The organism is Vibrio sp. 2CM40D, assembly GCF_023161825.1.
In the GTDB taxonomy this organism is placed as follows: domain Bacteria; phylum Pseudomonadota; class Gammaproteobacteria; order Enterobacterales; family Vibrionaceae; genus Vibrio; species Vibrio alginolyticus.
In genome coordinates, this window is the sequence record NZ_JALNTL010000002.1 from 321,485 (window position 1) to 338,807 (window position 17,323).

The following is a 17,323-nucleotide window of genomic DNA, read 5'->3' on the forward strand; positions in this document are numbered from 1 at the left end:
GGATGTACAAATGAGTGAAACCCTACTTGCCCTAGTGGCATTTTCGCCAATTGTTGTTGCCGCCATCTTATTGGTTGGTCTCAACTGGCCTGCTAAAAAAGCCATGCCTGTTGCGTTCGGTCTAACCGTCGCTATCGCACTAATGTTTTGGGATATGTCAGCCAATCGCGTACTGGCCTCCGTATTCCAAGGACTGGGCATTACTGTCTCTGTTCTATGGATCGTGTTTGGTGCCATCTTCTTGCTCAACACTTTAAAACACACTGGAGCGATCACCACAATCCGTAATGGATTTACCGATATTTCGGCTGACCGCCGTGTACAAGCCATCATCATTGCTTGGTGCTTTGGCTCGTTCATTGAAGGCGCATCTGGGTTCGGTACCCCGGCAGCAATCGCTGCACCACTACTGGTTGCAATCGGCTTTCCTGCGCTAGCCGCTGTCCTTATGGGCATGATGATTCAGTCAACGCCTGTTTCATTCGGCGCGGTAGGCACGCCTATCATCGTAGGTGTAAACAAAGGTTTAGACACCCATAACATCAGTGAGTCGTTGGCCGCACAAGGTGCAACGTGGGAAATGTACCTGCAAGATATCACAGCGCACGTTGCTGTCATTCACGCAGTCGTAGGTACGATGATCCCAGTATTAATGGCGATGATGTTAACACGTTTCTTCGGCAAGAACAGAAGCTGGAGTGAAGGTCTGGATATTCTACCATTTGCACTATTCGCTGGTGTCTCTTTTACCGTTCCATACGCGTTAACCGGTGTTTTCTTAGGTGCAGAGTTCCCTTCACTTATCGGTGGTTTGGTTGGTCTGTCTATCGTTGTTACCGCAGCGAAAAAAGGCTTCTTAGTACCAAAGACTAAGTGGGATTTCGAAAGCGAAGACAAGTGGCCTGCAGAGTGGTTAGGCTCGCTAAAAGTCGATCTAAACGACAATCCGGGCAAGCCAATGAGCATCGTAAAAGCTTGGGTTCCATATGTAATGCTGGCAGTTATTCTCGTCGCAAGCCGCGTAAGCCCTGAGCTGAAAGGCTTTGTACAAAGCGTAAGTTTGTCGTTCAGCAACATTCTTGGTGAGACTGGCGTTAGCGCTGCGATTCAGCCGTTATACCTTCCTGGTGGCATTCTGGTGTTTGTCGCACTACTTGCTGCAATGTTACAAAGCGGTAGTGTAAAGCCATTGCGTGAAGCGTTTGGCGAGTCAAGCAAAACACTGATTGGGGCGGGTTTTGTCTTGGTATTTACCATTCCGATGGTTCGTATCTTTATCAACTCAGGCATCAACGGTGCTGACCTAGCAAGTATGCCCGTCACAACCGCAAACTTCGCCTCTGACCTTGTTGGTTCTGCGTTCCCAGCGCTGAGTGCCACCGTTGGTGCACTGGGTGCGTTCATCGCTGGCTCAAACACGGTATCAAATATGATGTTCAGCCAGTTCCAATTCGAAGTGGCACAAACGTTGTCTATTTCGAGTGTGATTGTTGTATCACTCCAGGCCGTCGGTGCTGCCGCAGGTAACATGATTGCGATTCACAACGTTGTTGCCGCATCAGCCACGGTAGGCTTGCTTGGTCGAGAAGGCGCAACATTGCGTAAAACGATTATCCCTACGTTCTACTACATTGTAATGACAGGCATTATTGGATTGGTTCTGATTTATGGCTTCCAAATGACAGATGTCTTAATGAAGTAACGCGAAACGCAGGGTTTACAGCCCTGCCTAATTTGACACAGCTGTCTGCACTACTACCCCGACATGTTGATTTAGCTTGCTACATCAATTCCCCCGACAGCTGTGTCATCCTTTCCAGTTTGCATAACTGATTGAGTGATTTAATAAAATTTTTCAACCAATTATGTAAATGGGTTACCAACATCATCGGTTCAAACGTAAGTGAACCATAGGTAACTATACTCATTTTGATGTCTTCACTGCTTTGCGATGAAGACTCAACGAAAGAGCAAATTGCTCCACAACTTTGCTTAGAATAACCGCTAGGACACCATTATGATTATCTCAGCTTCTACTGACTACCGCGCTGCCGCGAAAGCCAAGCTTCCCCCGTTTCTATTCCATTATATTGATGGCGGCTCTTACGACGAACGCACGCTGAAGCGTAATACTGACGATTTAGGTGATGTCGCTCTTCGCCAACGCGTCCTACGCGATATGACAGATTTGAGCCTCGAAACCGAGATCTTCGGTGAGAAACTGGCAATGCCAATCGCGCTAGCTCCTGTTGGTCTAACTGGTATGTACGCGCGCCGAGGCGAGGTGCAAGCAGCAAAAGCAGCCGAGAAAAAAGGCATCCCATTTACTATGTCAACTGTTTCGGTTTGTCCGATTGAAGAAGTCGCACCTTCAATTGAACGTCCAATGTGGTTCCAGCTTTACGTGCTTAAAGATCGTGGCTTTATGAAAAACGTACTTGAGCGTGCAAAAGCAGCAGGCGTAACAACGCTGGTGTTTACCGTTGATATGCCAGTTCCTGGCGCACGTTACCGTGACATGCACTCAGGTATGAGTGGCCCTAACGCGGCCATGCGTCGTGTATTCCAGGCGATGCGCCACCCAAGCTGGGCGCTGGATGTGGGTCTACTTGGTAAACCGCACGACTTAGGTAACATCTCAACTTATCGTGGCGAACCAACAAAGCTAGAAGATTACATCGGCTGGTTAGGCGCAAACTTCGATCCTTCTATCTCCTGGAAAGATCTTGAGTGGATTCGTGATTTTTGGGATGGTCCAATGGTTATCAAAGGCATTCTAGATGAAGAAGACGCGAAAGATGCGGTACGTTTCGGCGCAGATGGCATTGTGGTATCTAACCATGGTGGCCGTCAGTTAGATGGCGTACTTTCAAGTGCTAAAGCACTACCAAGCATTGCGGATGCGGTAAAAGGTGATCTTAAGATCTTCGTAGACTCTGGTATTCGTACTGGTCTTGATGTCGTTCGTATGCTCGCACTTGGTGCAGACTGTACGCTTCTTGGCCGTTCATTTGTGTACGCATTGGCAGCACAAGGCGGAGCAGGCGTTGAAAATCTACTGGATCTGTACGATAAAGAAATGCGTGTAGCAATGACGCTGACTGGAGCTAAGTCTATCGCGGATCTTTCACGCGATTCGCTAGTGAAAATCCCATAATCTTTGCGAGCGAGCAAAACAGAAACGAAAAAACGAGCCAACAGTGGCTCGTTTTTTATTGCTCTTCAACCCGATAATTTGACGAGCAAGCTAGCTAACTTGGTGAACGTACTCGATCACGACTTGGTTTCCGTCGATAAACACGTTACTGATATCACCATCCACCGTCACACGATTTTGTAAATAAACGGTACCAGATGCAGATAGATCACGCTCCGTCAAAGACGGAATCACCTGACCAGGACGTACATGTAGCTGCTCGCATAGCTGTTTTACAAAACCTAGCGTCAGTGGAGAATTACCACGTAACAAGCCAGAAAACTCGTGTAGACTCAAACCAAGGCGCTTAGCCATTTCCATTTGAGTGATGTGCATTTTGGCTTTTTGTGACATCCAGATGTCGTAGAGCGCGTTTCGATCCAGCTCTGTAAATTCCATATCTGCCTCCGCTAATTCAAGAGCCAATACACTCTCACACTTACTTAAGATAAATGTTAGCGATAAGTCAGAGAAGTTATAATTGATCGTCCAAATATCAACCCTCAATCATTGGTAGCGTACCTCTGAACATGCATGAGGCGGTCGCTCAACAGAACATTGAGGTGACTCTCTTGTCATCGGAAGGAAAAGTCCATCTCGGACGGTTTAGACATAAGTAAATGATTTAAAGGAAATCACTGGGGTGAAGGAGTAATATCTGCTACCTTTCCTTCCATGGTTCACTAGAAATAAGTTACATATGCCACAGTGGTTTACCGAATTACAAAGCTACATTGAAACGTCTCATCAAAATTGGAGTGGAAGCGTCCTTTTCATTACGCTCGCTAGCTTTATAGCTTGGATAACTTGGCGGCTGATCCGCTCTCGCCTCGCTGCGCTCGTAGAGAAAACGCCCTTCCACTGGGATGACATGTTGCTTGATGCGCTAAAAGCGCCAGTCAGTACACTCATTTGGTGTTGGCCAGCAACCGTCTCTATCGGCATCATATTAGAGAGCGAGCTCAACGATAAAATAAACTGGTTAAGTACGCTGAAACTGATTTTAATCATCAGCATCTTCGTATGGACCGTTATGCGGCTCATTACCAATGTTGAAGAGCATGTTCTCGAACAAAAGAACCGAGATGAAACAACAGTACAAGCGATAGCTAAGGTCGCGCGCCTGTTCTTTATTACCGTCGGAATTCTAACCGTAATGCAGGCATTTGGTCTGTCACTATCGGGCCTACTTACCTTCGGTGGTGTTGGTGGTTTGATCGTCGGTTTAGCGGCGAAGGATTTGCTGTCTAACTTTTTTGGAGGTCTTATGATCTACTTCGATCGTCCATTTAAAGTTGGCGATTGGATCCGTTCTCCAGACCGACAAATAGAGGGAACGGTAGAACGCATTGGCTGGCGTATGACCATTATCCGAACTTTCGATAAGCGTCCACTGTATGTGCCAAACTCAGTGTTTAGCAGCATTGTCGTAGAAAACCCATCTCGCATGCTGAACCGACGTATCTACGAAAAAATTGGACTTCGTTACGACGATGCTGAAAAAATGCCGCAAATTATCACCGCGGTAAAAGAAATGCTGAAAAATCACAAAGACATTGATGCACGCCAAACACTTATCGTCAACTTCGATACATTCGGTCCATCATCATTGCACTTCTTTATCTATACCTTTACTAAAACCGTGAATTGGGTGAGATACCATGAGGTTAAGCAGGACATACTGCTTAAGGTAATCAACATCATTAAAGAACACGATGCAGATATCGCGTTCCCTACTCAGACGCTTAAGCTTGATCCTATACAAATGGTAAAAGCGGAAGAGCAAGAAGATCACGGCTTCTAGTTTTCACCAATACCCAAATAACCAAGCCCGCTATGTTTAAGCGGGCTTTTTATTTTTCTTCGCATGAAGTGGTTATTGTTGCGTTAACACCATACGTGCATTCAGCGGTTGGATTGGGCGATTGTTTTTCCCCATTACTTCCGAAAAAGATTTTATCTGCTCAGGAGAAATAGTTTGTGCTTCTTTCATCACGAACCAACGTACACCTTCAGAGCATGGCGGTGTCGTTAGTGAGCCGTTAAAGCGGTAGTAGTCTTTATCACTTGGGATAAGGGCATCAGCATCAAATGGAACCTTGATGGTAACATCTTGATCTTTAGTTGGAATGTTAGCTAGCATCTTAGCTAGATCTGGGTTCGCGTCACCCAGTTTAAAGAACACCGCGACAACAGCTAGATGACCTACTTTGTCGGCATGCACAAAGTGTGCTTCTAGAGGGTATTCTTTACCGTCCACATGGTTTTCAGATGGCGTATGGAAGTGGAACTGTTTCAACGTAAACTCTTTACCATCAATGGTGAGTGTGTTTTTACCTTCTAAACCAGTCTGTAAAGTGTGACCGTTGTTCAGCAGTGAAATTGCCTTACCTTCGTAGTCGAAATTCAATTTTTCTAGCTTCGCTTCGGTCGCCGATTCAATGTTGATTGGGCTCTGGTTTTGACCTTTTGCGCACTCAGATGCAAACTCACCCCAATGAGCTGGCCCATGGTTTCCCTCGTAGCCCCAGCTTGCTGCATAAGCTGTTCCTGTAAATACCAGTGCCAAACCTAATGTTGTTAGTGACTTCTTCATCATTTTCCTTATTTCTGAAAGTTAAATTCCGTGAGAATAAAGCCATACTAATCTCACAAAATTAAGCAGTGACAGAGTGAAAACTATGATTACAAAAAATTTTTGGAATAGAAGCCTCTAATGATGTAATTGACATGATGCTCAAAATTGAACGTCAACGATTATTGAATCGGTGTAAGTACCTGCAGGAGGGGTCGTTTGGCTGGTTAGTATCTGCGCGCGATAATTATAATTCTGTGGAGTGATACCATCCGGAATGGAGCCGCCAGTATCGACGTCACCGTGTTCACGACGTTCAGAACTGGTGCCTCCCCAGCGCTCCATCGTTGATGACTTATAGATTTCATACTCCAAATAGTGACCACTAGAAATCATTCGCCGCTGACCGCCGGACGCATTTAGGCCGTCATTCAAGCCAATGGAGAAGGAACTATTCTTGGTACAAGTTAACGATATAACCTGACTGACTGGTTCAAAACCGGCCACTAATGGGGACGAACCAAAGTCAATATCTGGCGCCGTGATCATACAATCAGGGGTCACTTCTAACTCAACCGTAATCACGCTTTGAGCGCTGCCATTGGCGCGGCCAATGCATACCCCTAGAACCCCGATACCCTTACAGTAATCCCAAATCCAGGATACGGTGATTTGGTCTTTATAAGTCCCAGCGGAAAGATTACTACCCACTCCCGTCCGAGCATAAAGCGGAAACTCAGCTTGAGTGCCAAACAACCCGAGTAAATCGAGTAACCCGATTTCAAAAAAATTGTAAGTTTGGCCGAATACATACTCTTGTGAAAGACCTGGATCGCCAAAAATCTGATAGCTGAGCTCCGAACTCGGATCATCCTCATTTAATAGCAAACCATTATTTATACTGTTAAACGTTGCTGATACGTAGTCGCCACTTAACAAAGACACAAGTGTAGAAAAGTCACACGTAATCCCCGCATGAGGCTGAGCTGAGCTTTGCTGCTGAGAGCTTGAAACAGTAAACGAAGAAACATTGCCAAACAAGATTAAAGGTGTTGCCGCCGTGAGCTGACAAGCCATTGTCGAGCACGAGAAAAAGAGAAGTAGGCTAGCAAACCAGCTGCGCAAAATCATAGTGCGGTCTCTTCTTCGGCTTTGATACAAACCTGCTCAGGCAATGTTTGTATTTTTTGACTGTCACGCTGATACAACCCCTCAATAAACACTTTACATGGCGACTGTCCTTGAGGATAAAACTGAATATAGCGGCCTAGGTCAACGCCTTCAAAGTACGTAAAACCATCCCAACCAATTTGGCTTGTTAAGCCCGTTTCTGAGCGGCCATATGTACCAATCGGAAGGAACAAATGATTTTCGTCTACCACCGTCATGCTCAGTGCAATTTGTAGCTCTATTGGGAACTCTAACAGGTAGCCGTAGCCCGAATGTATCGAAGCAAACTGCTCTGTCTCAGAAAACGCAGCATTGGCTGGTAAATTAAGTGGATCGATTTCATATTTGGCGGTGTAATACGCCGTAGCCCAAGGAACAAGTAAGTAACCTTCATCGTCTGTCACTCCGACAATTTGATTCTCATATTTAACCGGAATACCTTCAAAACCACTGGTGCTCACTACCGCAAAGCTGTCATACACTTCATTCGCTGGGAATATTTCTCCATCCAACGTAGAGACTGAACCTGCCATTTCCGCAAAATAATCATAGTCGCCACTGGTGCCATTTAACCCCGCTCTGAACTGCGCCCATGACGCACGGTAGGTCAAATCGGCCTGTTTACGGTTTTCTGGGTCCTCGTTAATATCATGCGCTAAATTGACGCCCCACCCACCTCGTATTGGCGCAAGGCGGCTGTAACCCACTCGCCCTCTAACATCGCCATCATCCTCTCTTTTCAGCGTTAACCCCGAACTTCCCCCCAAAGAACTGAAAGGTAGAGAGAATTGCGCCAGCGTAACACTCTGACCACCAATACTATGGTTGTAAGAAAGGGACATATTGATATTAAAAGGCAGAGCGTAGCTATAAGTAAGATTTAGGGTACGTGAATCTGAGTCGGATTGTTGAATATCAAAGTACCCACCAGAAAGTGAGCCCCAATCTCCCAAACGGACTCCCATATTGATTTGTGATAGATGGCGCGACGCGAGTGAAGCGTCCTTGCCTTCATCGAGCATTTCGTAATTTGGTAAATGAGATAAGGTATAAAAGTCGGCTTGTTCTACTTGAGTTCGAGCAGCGAAGCTAAACAACCGAGACTGATAACTATAACCTAGCGCATATGAGGTAGATTGATCCTGAAAATTACTCACACGAAACGAGGCATCCACCGTACCCAAGTTGAAAGCATTGGTGACAAAGCCCAGCCCCGCAACGATCAGGTCGTCTTTTGCTTCGGCTTGAGCTTCTAATGTTAACCAGTCAGTCATGCCATGACGCAGAGCGGTAACCACGCCACCGTCTCCATAGTCGTTAGATGCATTACCGAAATTTTCTCTGATCGCACCAATACTCGCACTGTAAGATGTAAATCCGGTCTTCAGTAGATCGGAAGAGAGAAAAAATGGGCTGGTCATGACCGTTTGCTTACCTTGAGCATCCGTTGCAATTACCGTTGCTTCCCCAGCACCAGAGAGCATTGGAATATCGTTAATAATGAAAGGACCGGGCCCAACATTCATTGAGTCAGTTTTAAAGCCATTGATAAACAAATCTAACGTAGTGGGCGCTGTGACCTCACCGTAAAATGCAGGTAACGGCGTCGTCACGACATCCGGACGCATAGAGAAATCATGCGACAACTGAATACCCGCCAGTCTTACTGGTTGGCTCCAAGATAAAGGGCGAACAATATAGTCCCCTACCTCCATACGAATTCGCTTCTCTTGATTGACGTACTCGTAACTCGTATCAAAACGAGTGTACTGGCTGCTTTGCTGGGACTGAACATCGCGATGAAAGTTAGATTTAAATATCCCGGTAGTAGAAAAAACGCCAAACTCAGAAAAGGCTCTGACTTCATGATTTATAGAAACCTCCTTTTGTCGGCTTTCGTTCTCGTACACACCAAATACGTTGTAGTTAAGCAGGCCACCACGCCCAAACTGAGCCGGGGAAAATCGCCCCATATCCTGCGCTGATAAGCTCTGCATCGGTAACCAATTAGGCGGTACGTCAATTGTAAGTTGCAATGACGATTGCAAGTAACGCACGTTAACTCCTGGGATAGACGTAACCTCAAGTCTCTCTTCAGTTCCAGGCAACGACTTGGCGGTAACCCCAACTGAAATGAGGTCCTCCCGGAGCAAAAAGAACTGATCGCCAACTCGCTCAACTTTCGCAACAAGCCCGGTTGCTCTTTGATTGATCACCAACTCCAGATTGAGGCTAATATTCTCAAACTTTTCTAATGAGAAATTTTCAGGACTCGGTAGCTCAGAGAAGTGGTTTGCTGAATTTGCACAAAGACCAATACTGCTCCACGTTACGCTAAGTAATACCAACCAAAAGAAAGCATTCATTGTATTAAATCTATTCATTATTGCTTCAATGGTATTTGGTAACGTTTACCTCCAATATTCGCGCTCAAACTCAAGGGTCTGACATTACTATGGGGAATAGACCAAACCTTATACTGTTCAGGAAGAATATAGCCAGCTAGTCCATCGGAAATAACGACAGGATCTTTATTTGGTAGATTCAACTGTAAATTCACTAAGCGAACATGGTGTTTTCCTGAATTTTTAATGTGAACAAAACGCTGATTATTTTTCTTAATAAACTGTGCCTGTAAATCACCCCATAATTCACTGTCACGGTTTGGTTTTTGAGTATCAGTCAGCCCTTTCCCGTAAATAAACAAAGGTATCGAGTAACGCATTCGGACTTTTACAGCGAGTTCATTTTCCGTCAATTCTGTTTGAGGGTTTTGAGTTGGCGGTAATTCATCTATGATCACTCGGTATGCATACTCCTTACCCGCAGAGGCCTCATCTTGGTTGATGATGCGGATTAACTGCTTTTCACCTGGTTCAATTTTGACAAACGGAGGGGTTGCAATTAACTGGCTTTGACTTGAATAACTATCTTCTCCTTCGTTTTGTTCCCACTTAAAAATTCTCACCTGTAAATAAGAATCAACACTGCCTTTATTTACCATCCAAAGTGATGTTGCATTACTCTCCTCTGATATTTTGGGGTAAATCGGCCAAATTAATAATGAGTTAGCATTGGCATTTGAGAAAAAAACAAAAAGGAAGGTTATTAATAATAGTTTTTTGAGTATGAATTCCATTTCACCCCTCCAAAGTTCACTTACCACTCTAATGTCAGCGTAAGCGTATCCATATAAATTCCAGCCATTTCATTCCCATTTATTGTCGCCTTTGCCCAGATAGGAAACTGAATATTATCTGGGTCTTGGTCGGTATCGACGGAATATTGCGTGTCAATATCAAGCACCTGCGTATAATTTAGATCCTGAAACAAAAAGTAATCTACCGTTGTCGCTTCTTCACTGTGCTTTAGCTTACGTACACCGTCCGATGCATTCATCCCGCCATTTACGGAAACATTCATCGTAATACCCGGAGTACAACTTAATGTGAGTGATGAACTGTAAGTGATGCTGCCTTGTACTTCCGTCGCGTAAACTGAAGAATGCTCACCAAAATCTAACGTGCCTATTTGCCCGGCTTGGGTTGCGCTTTCTTCTTGTACTACGCCGTTAATCAAACAACCTGTATCTACGGTGGCAGACACCTGAAAAGTTTGTGTCGCATCAGCCAGCACAGTTAAAGAGCACAAACTCATCGCGACAAGTGAAAAGCCCCTAACAACCAGCGTCACGTTTTACCAGCTTAGCGTCACACTGATGGTATCGGAGTATGTACCGGCAATGCTGCTCGTACCGTAAGCTTTCGCAAAAAGCTCAATAGTTTGCGATGTTGCACTAGTAAATTCAGACAGAGCTACCGTCCCGCCTTGTATAATTTGTGTGCTTCGGTCTGAGTCGGTAAACAACGTATAATCAATAAATTGCGCGCCATTTGACATCGCATAGGTACCAACGGTCGCACTTGCATCATACAATCCGGTGCCCAATGTAAACGTCGGTGTCACACCGTTACTACAAAGCACTTCAATACCCGTCGCACTACCACCATTTACCACACCATCTTGTTCACTGAAGATTGCAGGCACGTCTCCAAAGGCGAGTGAGCCAAAGCCAACGCCAGAAGCTGCATCTACCGCATTATTTCCATTAATCACACAACCTTGTACAAGGTTAATTGAAACATCAATCGTACCGCTCACTGACGCTCCACTCGCTTGCCAACTAAATGAGGTTAAGAGCAGAGGCATCATCAGATAAAATCTTTTCATATAAAGCTCCATTTTTACATTCCACTGTATATCGGTAACCTTTTTATTAGTTATAGCTCAATTATGACAAACCAAATGCATATAAAATGTAAAACAATAAAAAGAAGCAGGATAAGGATAAAGACGAACAGCAAATAAAAATATTAAACTTAAAAGTGACGATTTTTAAGCATGTAATGCTAAATAATAACCACCAAAAACAAATGGTTATTATATTGTTCCAAATATAGAATCGACAATGAGTTAGAAGGTAGGGTGAAGTTGAGTGGAAAAAATCTAAAAAAGTAGCAGAACGATACGAGAAGTTTAGAAAAGATTGGCGACCATTTCTTCCCGAAACAAAAATCTTCATGAAACAAAAATGCGCCCCAAAAAGGAGCGCATTTCTTACTTGAATAAGTTATTCCCAATCAAGAATAACTTTGCCTGACATACCGCTGCGCATTACATCGAAGCCTTCTTGGAAGTCATCAATCTTGTAGTGGTGCGTGATGATTGGCGATAGATCCAGACCAGATTGGATCAGTGAAGCCATCTTGTACCAAGTTTCGAACATTTCGCGACCGTAGATACCTTTGATCACCAAGCCTTTGAAGATAACTTGGTTCCAGTCGATACCCATGTCTGACGGTGGAATACCTAGTAGTGCAATGCGACCACCGTGGTTCATTGTGGTTAGCATTGAGTTGAATGCTGCTGGGTTACCAGACATTTCTAGACCAACGTCGAAGCCTTCTGTCATGCCTAGCTCAGCCATTACGTCTTCTAGCTTCTCTTCAGCCACGTTTACTGCGCGTGTTACACCCATCTTACGAGCAAGTTCTAGACGGTATTCGTTCACGTCTGTGATCACTACGTGGCGAGCACCAACGTGCTTTGCTACTGCCGCTGCCATGATACCGATTGGGCCAGCACCTGTGATAAGCACGTCTTCGCCTACTAGGTCGAAAGAAAGTGCTGTGTGTACTGCGTTACCAAACGGGTCAAAGATAGACGCTAGATCGTCAGAGATGCCTTCAGGGATCTTGAACGCATTGAACGCTGGGATCACTAGGTATTCTGCGAATGCACCTTCGCGGTTAACGCCCACACCAATCGTGTTACGACATAGGTGAGTACGGCCGCCACGACAGTTACGACAATGACCACACGTGATGTGACCTTCGCCAGATACGCGGTCACCGATTTCAAAGCCACGAACTTCCTGACCAATCGCAACCACTTCACCCACGTATTCGTGACCGACAACCATAGGCACTGGAATTGTCTTTTGTGACCATTCGTCCCAGTTGTAGATGTGTACGTCTGTACCACAGATAGCGGTTTTCTTAATTTTGATCAGAATGTCGTTATGGCCAACTTCAGGTTTATCAACCTCAGTCATCCAGATGCCTTCTTCAGGCTTTAGCTTTGATAATGCTTTAATTTTCATAATGTAACCTTAATTAAAGGCCCTATTGTCTAAGGCCTAGAATCTTAAATAAGACCCATGTCCTTACCAACTTGGATGAACGCGTCGATTGCACGGTCTAGTTGCTCGCGAGAGTGCGCCGCAGACATTTGAGTACGGATACGTGCTTGACCTTTTGGTACTACAGGGAATGAGAAGCCGATTACGTAGATGCCTTTCTCCAGCGCACGCTCTGCAAATTCTGCTGCTACTTTTGCGTCGCCAAGCATGATTGGGATGATTGCGTGGTCAGCACCACCCATTGTGAAACCAGCGTCTTCCATACGAGTACGGAAGTGTGCTGCGTTTTCCCATAGACGATCACGTAGGTCACCGCTCTCTTCTAGTAGATCTAGAACGCGGATAGAAGCGCTTACGATTGCTGGTGCAACAGAGTTAGAGAATAGGTATGGACGAGAACGCTGACGTAGCCAGTCAATCACTTCCGCTTTACCAGATGTGTAACCGCCTGAAGCGCCGCCCATTGCTTTGCCTAGCGTACCAGTGATGATGTCGATACGGTCAACCACGTTGTGGTGCTCGTGCGTACCTGCACCTGTTTTGCCCATGAAGCCAACAGCGTGAGAGTCATCAACCATAGTCAACGCGCCGTACTTCTCTGCTAGGTCACAGATAGCCGGAAGGTTTGCTACTACGCCGTCCATTGAGAACACACCGTCCGTTACGATAAGAATGTGGCGAGCACCTGCTTCTTTCGCAGCGATCAGTTGTTGTTCTAGCTCTTCCATGTTGTTGTTTGAGTAGCGGAAACGCATTGCTTTACATAGACGAACACCGTCAATGATTGACGCGTGGTTTAAAGCGTCAGAGATGATTGCGTCTTCTTTGCCTAGAATAGTTTCAAATAGGCCCGCGTTTGCGTCGAAACATGATGTGTAAAGAATCGTATCTTCTTTACCTAGGAACTTAGAAAGCTTCTGCTCAAGCTCTTTGTGGATGTCTTGCGTACCACAGATAAAACGTACTGAAGCCATACCAAAGCCGTGCTCGTCCATGCCTGCTTTACCCGCTTCGATAAGTGCCGGGTGGTTAGCAAGACCAAGGTAGTTGTTCGCACAGAAGTTTAGTACTTCTTCACCAGTAGAGATTTTAACAGCCGCTTGCTGTTGAGACGTAATGACACGCTCTGATTTGTAAAGGCCTTCCGCCTTTACTTCTTCGATTTGCTGCTGAATCTGTTGGTAGAATGCAGAAGACATTTGAAATTCCTTCCTAGTTATTTTGGCGAGTATTTACTCGTTTAGAATTAGGCTTAGCCTTTATGTGACGGGCGTCACGGGCTATCACTCATCAATTAATTGTAGTGTAATTCAAGGAAGGAGGAAGGATTATACCTTAAGGTGGAAAAGCATTAATGAATCCTAGGCACAAATTCAATTAATGCTTTTCTATGAGGTTGTTATAAAAGGAATTATAGCCAGGTAGGCTTAGCCAAAAGTGCTTCAAAGTCCTTAGCAGGTAATGGTCGGCTATAGTGGAAACCTTGTCCGAACTCACAGTTTAGGTTTTTCAGGTAATCCACATGACGCTGTTCTTCGATGCCTTCTGCGACGATCTTAAGATCCAGCGCTTTCGCCATTGCTATGATTACGTTGACAAGCTCGCGGTCTGAGTCGTTCTCGAACATATTTTGCATAAAGCTACGATCAATTTTTAAGCGGTCGAACGGAAACTTCTGCAAGTAACTCAGCGCAGAATAACCAGTACCAAAATCATCAATAGTAAGTTTGGTGCCTAACGCTCGTAAGTTATTAAGCATGTCTAATAGCTCAGAATCGTGATTGAAGAGGAGACTTTCTGTCACTTCAATATCGAACTTATCTGACGGAAGACCAGACTCCTCAAGGCTGTGTTTAATAAACGTAAGTAAGCGCTCGCAGTACCTAAATTGAACACTAGAAAAGTTTACAGAAACAAACAACGGAGTCAGACTCTGCCATTGTGCCGCTTGTCGACACGCTTGTTGAATAGCAAACTCACCAATTTGATGAATTAAACCATTTTTCTCTGCAATAGAGATAAACTCTTCAGGGTTTACGAATCCGTACTTGTCATCATTCCAACGCATTAGCGCTTCTGCCCCTACGATTTTACCACTACTCAGCTCAATAATTGGCTGATAATACAGCTCTAACAACTGATTGGAGATCGCACTTCTCAGACGATTTTCCAGATCTAAGTAGCGTTGCAAGTCTTGGTTCATATTATGGTTATAAAAACAAAAGCCATCACGCCCATCTTGTTTCGCCCGATACATTGCCATATCAGCACATGCAAGGAGCTGCTCAGCGTTGTCTCCGTCATCCGGGAACACAGACATTCCAACGCTGCTACTCAAGAAGAATTCATGGTTGTTCCAAACAAACGGATCGTTAAACGCCGAAAGCACACTTGAAGCAACTCGCTTTGCAGTGTCATTATCAGGCAAGTCTGGGATGACGAGTAAAAACTCATCCCCACCAATTCTCGCCAATAAGTCTGTTTTTCTTGCGACTTGATACAGTCGCTGAGCACTGAGTTTAAGGATTTCATCCCCAACAAAGTGTCCCATTGAATCGTTAATCTGCTTAAAGTGGTCTAAGTCGATGAACATCACCAAAACTTTAGACCCACTACGCGATGCCCTAATTAACTCCAAAGCCAATCGCTCGGAACCATAACTACGATTAGGTAAATTGGTTAATGTGTCATATTTAGCTTGGAAGGCGAGTTCTTTTTCAGACGCTTTTCGACGTTCAATTTCGTTCGTTAATTTTTTATTCTGTTTAGAAAGAATATCTTTACGCTTTTTTTCTTCCTCAAGCTTAATTTTCAATTCAATCCTATTATTGTTCGTGATGAATGCATAACATAAAGCAATGACGATCATAACGGCGAGAATACTCAAACCAATAATAAAGAGCCGTGATGTAAATATATCTCGTTCACTCAAAGGCTCGAACCACGCCATCAATTTGAAGTGATGTTTATCCACAGGCACTTCAAAGTAAATTTTTCCGTCTATAGCCTCAGAAACGAAATAGTTCTCATCCTTATTGTGAGAAGGTGTTTTATTTATGGTATCCCATACAACCATTTCCACGTCTTTTATTTTTAGCACCATTCGGCTATAACTATCTTCATGTTCTTGGTTAGTAAGTTGGTCAATAACAATATTCTTATTAAGATCGGCAATTAAAAAGGCAACAGGCTTTCCGGAGAACTTAACTTGCTTAATGACTTGAATGCGAACGTCATCATTGTATCGCGTCGCACAAACCTCTTCGGGATGCCCGTGTTGAGTCATTAAGGTTTGTATGTCCATTTTGTGCTCGGCAAGGTTTTCAGATCCAGTGGTGACAATGGTGACTCCATCACTGCCTACCAGCGTGAGCTTCTTATAGATTTGGCTGCTATTAATTAGCTTACTGTCTATCTTCTCATCGAAGCGACGCTTTAAATTAATTAAACTTGCACCTAACCCATACTCCATTGACATGCCAGAAGCTAAATTACCAAAGAATGTTTGTATTGTTTTATCTGTAGCTAGATTATCAACATCTTCACTCGCTATGGTAAATAAATTATCGAGTGTGCTTGCATAACTTTTTACTTTTAAATCTAGTTCTCTGTATTGAGATTCTTTTAACTTATTTTGACCTACGCTAGTCACAGTAATAAGCATAGCTAAGTAAATTGAAACTAATATTGCGCTTATTGTAATAAATCTTTTACTGGAAAATTTTTTAACGGCCTTATTCATCGGACTTTCTTTTTATCTTCTATAAAGTAATCGTTATAAAAGTAGTAAATAGATGGATAGTATTTTTTTACTAGTTTTTCGTATGAACCGTCTTTTTTTATCGAGTCTAAATAACGATCAAATGCTTTGCGTAATTCAGGGGAATTTTTACGGAATGCAACAGCCATTTTTTGATTTTCAGATATAGGGCCAATGACTTTTATTTCACCCGGCCATTTTTCGAGGGCAATTAGCGTATCCGCAACATCTAATAATGTGCTTTCCGCATCATTTTTCATTATCGCTGGAACCATCTCATTAAGGAGACGCGCCCCATCAGGTAATATAACTTTTGCACCTGTGTCATATAAGTCATAAAGGTTAGGATCCAAGCAAGAATGTTCTAAAGCTAACACTTCGCGACCATCGATCAGCTGCTTGACGTTTTTAACATCTTCATCGACCGACCCACTTGGTTTAATCGGGCTCAGACTAGAGTCGGATCTGGAAACCAACCATACACCTGAAGGAAAATAATCTTGTGAAAAATCGACAACCTCAGAGCGCCAATCAAGAATAGTAACGCCATTTGCGATCAAATCGCCTTCAATTGGAACACTTTCTCCGACAACAGCCTGCTTGTTGTGATATTGCACATTTTGCCCTGTCAACTTACCAACCACGTCGCTCCACTGTGCTGGAACATACTGGTACTGAACACCTAACGACTTGGCAAAACCTTTTATTATCTCTACATCCAAGCCAGTCAAAGTTTCCACTTCACCTTGTTCAATATAGGAGACAAAGTTAGCGTACGGGACACCAATGTGACGCAGTACACCGCGTTCACGGATTTGTTGTAAATCGTCTGACCAAGCGGCAGACGACGCAACAGAGGTAACCATGAGCGCCACCGTCGCTAAAGTTCTTTTGAATGTTATGACTGACATAATAATATCC

The 17,323-nt window shown here is 44.2% G+C and carries 14 protein-coding genes; 3 read left to right on the forward strand and 11 right to left on the reverse strand.

The genetic code is table 11. The features are described 5' to 3' along the window. Window positions 1–10 precede the first annotated feature (10 nt). Together MTF70_RS04810 and lldD are read left to right on the forward strand one after the other, a co-directional pair. Window positions 11–1,702 (forward strand): L-lactate permease, encoded by a 1,692-nt coding sequence (locus MTF70_RS04810; RefSeq protein WP_005375111.1) that lies wholly within the window; start codon window positions 11–13, stop codon window positions 1,700–1,702. Between the two features lie 315 nt (window positions 1,703–2,017). Continuing rightward, window positions 2,018–3,157 (forward strand): FMN-dependent L-lactate dehydrogenase LldD, encoded by a 1,140-nt coding sequence (lldD, locus tag MTF70_RS04815; RefSeq protein ID WP_158155471.1) that lies wholly within the window; start codon window positions 2,018–2,020, stop codon window positions 3,155–3,157. A 90-nt stretch (window positions 3,158–3,247) separates the two neighbouring features. Here lldD and MTF70_RS04820 read toward each other — a convergent pair whose 3' ends face one another. Beyond that, entirely contained in the window at window positions 3,248–3,595 is a 348-nt protein-coding gene (locus MTF70_RS04820; RefSeq protein WP_005375109.1) for a helix-turn-helix transcriptional regulator, read from the reverse strand. 301 nt (window positions 3,596–3,896) lie between these two features. Between MTF70_RS04820 and MTF70_RS04825 the strand changes: the two genes are divergently transcribed. Beyond that, window positions 3,897–5,000 (forward strand): mechanosensitive ion channel family protein, encoded by a 1,104-nt coding sequence (locus MTF70_RS04825; protein ID WP_025768576.1) that lies wholly within the window; start codon window positions 3,897–3,899, stop codon window positions 4,998–5,000. A 72-nt stretch (window positions 5,001–5,072) separates the two neighbouring features. Here MTF70_RS04825 and MTF70_RS04830 read toward each other — a convergent pair whose 3' ends face one another. The 10 genes from MTF70_RS04830 to MTF70_RS04875 all read right to left on the reverse strand — a co-directional run bounded on the left by MTF70_RS04830 (window position 5,073) and on the right by MTF70_RS04875 (window position 17,313). Further along, window positions 5,073–5,792, reverse strand: coding sequence for a carbonic anhydrase (locus tag MTF70_RS04830; RefSeq protein WP_042521660.1), 720 nt, complete (start codon window positions 5,790–5,792; stop codon window positions 5,073–5,075). 141 nt (window positions 5,793–5,933) lie between these two features. Beyond that, window positions 5,934–6,902 carry a spore coat protein U domain-containing protein gene (locus tag MTF70_RS04835; protein ID WP_158173227.1) on the reverse strand — a complete coding sequence of 323 codons (969 nt, stop codon included), beginning with the start codon at window positions 6,900–6,902 and terminating at the stop codon, window positions 5,934–5,936. Then, window positions 6,899–9,307: a fimbria/pilus outer membrane usher protein gene (locus MTF70_RS04840; protein ID WP_205461374.1), complete on the reverse strand. Its 2,409-nt coding sequence runs from the start codon at window positions 9,305–9,307 to the stop codon at window positions 6,899–6,901. Before MTF70_RS04840 ends, MTF70_RS04835 begins: the two co-directional genes overlap by 4 nt. Window positions 9,308–9,324: 17 nt before the next feature. After that, window positions 9,325–10,080: a molecular chaperone gene (locus MTF70_RS04845; protein WP_025768578.1), complete on the reverse strand. Its 756-nt coding sequence runs from the start codon at window positions 10,078–10,080 to the stop codon at window positions 9,325–9,327. A gap of 20 nt (window positions 10,081–10,100) precedes the next feature. Then, on the reverse strand, window positions 10,101–10,598 hold the full coding sequence (locus MTF70_RS04850) for a spore coat U domain-containing protein (RefSeq protein ID WP_033906710.1): 498 nt from the start codon (window positions 10,596–10,598) through the stop codon (window positions 10,101–10,103). A 39-nt stretch (window positions 10,599–10,637) separates the two neighbouring features. Beyond that, the gene (locus MTF70_RS04855) at window positions 10,638–11,183 is read right to left on the reverse strand and encodes a spore coat U domain-containing protein (RefSeq protein ID WP_005375099.1); all 546 of its coding nucleotides are present in this window, start codon (window positions 11,181–11,183) and stop codon (window positions 10,638–10,640) included. A gap of 388 nt (window positions 11,184–11,571) precedes the next feature. After that, complete coding sequence (gene tdh / locus MTF70_RS04860) at window positions 11,572–12,603, reverse strand: L-threonine 3-dehydrogenase (protein ID WP_005383983.1); 1,032 nt, start codon at window positions 12,601–12,603, stop codon at window positions 11,572–11,574. A 44-nt stretch (window positions 12,604–12,647) separates the two neighbouring features. Continuing rightward, a complete protein-coding gene (locus tag MTF70_RS04865) occupies window positions 12,648–13,841 on the reverse strand; it encodes a glycine C-acetyltransferase (protein ID WP_005375095.1) in 1,194 nt (397 codons plus the stop codon). A gap of 212 nt (window positions 13,842–14,053) precedes the next feature. After that, window positions 14,054–16,384 carry an EAL domain-containing protein gene (locus MTF70_RS04870; protein ID WP_064354925.1) on the reverse strand — a complete coding sequence of 777 codons (2,331 nt, stop codon included), beginning with the start codon at window positions 16,382–16,384 and terminating at the stop codon, window positions 14,054–14,056. Continuing rightward, window positions 16,381–17,313, reverse strand: a complete 933-nt coding sequence (locus MTF70_RS04875; RefSeq protein WP_005375093.1) for a transporter substrate-binding domain-containing protein — start codon at window positions 17,311–17,313, stop codon at window positions 16,381–16,383. The genes MTF70_RS04870 and MTF70_RS04875 overlap by 4 nt, the downstream gene beginning before the upstream one ends. Between the last annotated feature and the right edge of the window lie 10 nt (window positions 17,314–17,323).